This is a genomic window from Paenibacillus sp. P4_A7, assembly GCF_056402455.1.
The window spans coordinates 1-3564 of the sequence record NZ_JBFUHJ010000529.1 but is presented as its reverse complement, the minus strand read 5'-3'; the positions used below and the strand labels follow the sequence as shown (position 1 = coordinate 3564).

5 protein-coding genes and 1 pseudogene are annotated in these 3564 nt (G+C 38.8%); all 6 read left to right on the top strand.

Going from position 1 to position 3564, the window contains the following annotated elements; all coding sequences use genetic code 11:
* Positions 1 to 595, top strand: a 595-nt coding sequence (gene eutC / locus AC1DWN_RS30410; RefSeq protein ID WP_477562595.1) for an ethanolamine ammonia-lyase subunit EutC, incomplete at its 5' end; no start/stop codon positions are given.
* A 156-nt stretch (positions 596 to 751) separates the two neighbouring features.
* Positions 752 to 1009, top strand: coding sequence for a hypothetical protein (locus AC1DWN_RS30405; protein ID WP_477562594.1), 258 nt, complete (start codon positions 752 to 754; stop codon positions 1007 to 1009).
* Between the two features lie 29 nt (positions 1010 to 1038).
* Positions 1039 to 1365 carry a glycosyltransferase gene (locus AC1DWN_RS30400; protein ID WP_477562593.1) on the top strand — a complete coding sequence of 109 codons (327 nt, stop codon included), beginning with the start codon at positions 1039 to 1041 and terminating at the stop codon, positions 1363 to 1365.
* A gap of 14 nt (positions 1366 to 1379) precedes the next feature.
* Positions 1380 to 2438 (top strand): glycosyltransferase family 2 protein, encoded by a 1059-nt coding sequence (locus AC1DWN_RS30395; RefSeq protein ID WP_477562592.1) that lies wholly within the window; start codon positions 1380 to 1382, stop codon positions 2436 to 2438.
* 145 nt (positions 2439 to 2583) lie between these two features.
* Positions 2584 to 3102, top strand: a complete 519-nt coding sequence (locus AC1DWN_RS30390; protein ID WP_477562591.1) for a glycosyltransferase — start codon at positions 2584 to 2586, stop codon at positions 3100 to 3102.
* A gap of 218 nt (positions 3103 to 3320) precedes the next feature.
* Positions 3321 to 3564, top strand: a pseudogene (locus AC1DWN_RS30385) (hypothetical protein); the annotation flags it as partial.

Below are 3564 nucleotides of genomic sequence, written 5' to 3'. Positions count from 1 at the left end.
CGATCATGCTGGAGCGGTTGATACGGTGTACGGAGAGGTTCGCAACGAGCTGTTAGAGAAATTTCAATTACTCCGAATAGAAACGCAATATGAAAATATTGAGAATTACTTGAAAAGGCCTGATATGGGCAGACTTTTGACGGACGATAGTGTGGAACAGCTGCTTCAGAGCTGTAAGAAAGGCGCACAAGTGCAAATCGTTGTGTCAGATGGACTGAGTGCTAATGCGGTTGAACATAATCTGGCAGACGTTTACCCCACCTTAAGGAATTCCTTACGGACGTATGGTCTAACGGAAGGAACACCAATATTCGTTAAAGGCGGGCGTGTGGCGGTAATGGATCATATTGGAGAAATTTTGCAGCCGGATGTGCTAGTCTTGTTAATTGGAGAGCGACCGGGTCTCGTCTCCTCCTCCTCTATGAGCGCCTATATGTGTTATCGTCCTAGAAAGGGAATGCTGGAATCAAATCGAACAGTGCTTTCCAATATTCATCATGGAGGTACACCTCCTGTTGAGGCAGGTGCACACATCGGCACTATTTTGAATAAAATGCTTGAACAGAAAACAAGTGGAGTGAATCTAGTCATATAGATTCACTCTTTTTTTGTTTGTTTTTTATATAGAGGATCCGTCTAAAGTCCACTTTTAATTAGGTTTAGTCATATTTCAGCATGAGCGGAACACTTTAACTAGCAGGTTTTCGTATGATGTAAGGAAGTAAATACTATAAGGGAGGTAGGAGTCTACTTGAAGAGGTATGTCCTTCATCAGATTACAAGCCATGTTTCAAACTTCTATATGTATAACCAGATTGTTGGTATAAAAGGATATCCATCGGTAGTAAGTGGGGGATACTATCTTGAAAAATTGCCTTTTAAACGGTTCTTCCCTAGAAAGGATCTCTCCAAAGATCTAAAACATATACGCAAAAAATATCCAATTACTATGATTCATGCTCATTTCGGTGGGTTAGGAGCGGACATGGTACCACTTGCGAATATGTAAACAACAAGATACTGCATAAAGAATTACATATGGCGCATCTGTTCTGTCACCCAAGCTGTACGGTGAACGGAAATATTGAAGGAATCCCTAATGCACTTAAAGAAGCGATGGCAACTGGACTACCAACTGTATCGACCTATCACGCCGGTATCCCTGGACTGATAGAGAGCAATTATAATGGTCTGCTAGTGCCGGAAAACAATCCTCATGATTTAGCCAACGCTATAGCGAAACTAAGAGAAAATCCAAATATTTGCAACAAATTCGCGGTACGGGCCCGAGAAATGGTGGAGGAACGATTTAATTTAGAAAAACAATTGGAGCTTCAACGAAAAATATACAATTCACTTTTTTGATAGGAGTGATTTAATTGATTGATATAAGTGTGGTAATTCCATGTTATAACCGCAAGGACTATCTTGATTATGCACTTGCCTCTTTAACAGCTCTAACTTTCCCAAATGACCGGTTTGAAGTCATTGTCGTAGACGACGGGTCTACAGACGGAACGATAGATCATATAAGAAGTCAATTATGGCCATTTCAGCTTAAAACGGTACAGCTAAAAGATAATATGGGAGCTTCTTATGCGCGGAACCGTGGAATAGACGAAGCGGTGGGGAAAATAGTTGTTTTCTCGGACAGTGATATAATCGTCCCCCCCCACTATTTAAAGTATCACTGGAAAGCTCACAAAAAAGGCGGTCAACTCGTTGTATCCGCTCCTTATCGCTTTCATATTTATACTATGATATATCCTGAACAACTGGATTCCAAGTTGTGGCGTGAAATGAAGAAAAAAATACCTGAACTAGAAAAACGGACTTCTCATGGGTTCTCAGAGGATGGACGTCCCATCCCTGTTCTAACTCTGGATGAAATCTGTACAGGTTTTACGGATCAGATAATTCCTCGAAAGGTGAGTAAAGTCACGAGTGAGTTTGTGGGAAAATATCCTGATTTAAATAAATGCCCCATGCCCTGGCTGGTTTACACCAGTTCAAACAGCTCGGTTCCACGTAATAGCTTGCTTGCAATCAATGGCTTTGATGAAGAAATTCGCAAACGACATGAAGATAGAGAGATAGGGTATCGTCTCCATCTTGCTGGTCATAAATTTGTTCTTGAGCCTCGAATAGTTGCCACACACCAAAACCATCTTCTCAAAAAAGAGCGGTCAAAGATAGAGTGCTATAGGTTTCACGACTTGGCGATCATGCTAAAAAAATATCCAAATTTGGAATTGTTTTTGTTCGGTCTTAACCAGACGGATAAAAAAAGATTTAAATTAACGGAACTACCTGAATTGAAGAGACAAATTAAAAAAATAGAGAAGATCGATAGACAAGGGAGAAATGATATAAAACGGCTGGATAATCTTCTTAGATGGTTTGAGCTATTCATTCAGAAGTTGGCACATCTCCGCTGAGTCATTTAGATAAGCCCTTGCCATATAAAGCTTCGAGCAACAGAAAATGGAGGAAAACTCTTAAGAGGTATCGTAAATACGTATTATTTAAGGATGCTGCAAAGTATCTTCAAAAAAAATATAGTGGCTCGGATTGGTGGTTAGCATGGAAAATACAATTGCTCATTTTCTATCCAGTGATATAAAGGTGAATCAGGATTTTAAGTACCGTCAAATTACTAACCTGCAAAAATATCGTTCCATCGTAATTGGAGAGTTTGCTCACCGAAATCCTGATCAAAAGTATCCGTATGAATATTTTCACATCGGCGATATCAATGATTGGTCTGCATTTATTCAGAAGCTTAATATAAAAGCAATCCATGCTCATTCAGGTAAGAATGCAGTTAAAATTTTGCCTATGGCGACTCTTTATAAGATACCGCTTATCGTGAGTTTTAGAGGAAATGATGCTTCTGCGCAAAAAGAAGCCTTCGAGAAAAATCGGAAGGAAAAAGACCATAAAGCATTGGCCAATGCAATCATCAAACTTCTGGAGGACCCCAAACGAAGTAAAAGTTATACGAAACAAGCTAGGAAAAAGGTTGAAAAAGATTTTAATTTAAACAAGCAAATCCAAGTTCAAGAGCAATACTATGACAAATTTTTAGGGACCAGCACATGAGTTTGAAGGAAGATGAGCGTATCCATTAAGTAATTAGCTCAAATATCTCTTTTAAGGCGATAAAGAAGCGTGTAGCCCAATAATGGGTTACAAGCTTTTTTATACTATGAACATTGTAGCGTATAGAGCCCTATCTTTTAATAATAGGGTGAAGGTACAAGCACTTCTCTGTCCATTTTCATAAAATGTTGACAAATACATGAAGGGAGTGTCAGTACATGGAACATATTCATATCGTTACGGCAACCAATGATATATACGCCAAACCCCTAGGAGTAATGATCAATTCATTACTTAGTAACACTACAAAAAAATCGAATGTAATTTTTTACGTTATTGAGAGTGGACTGTCAAATAAAAACAAGCTAAAGCTTGAAAAAGTTGTAGTTACCGGTAAAGCGAATATTAAATTCTTATCGATTGATGAGTCATTATTTGATGGCTTAATGGAAAGAGACCATA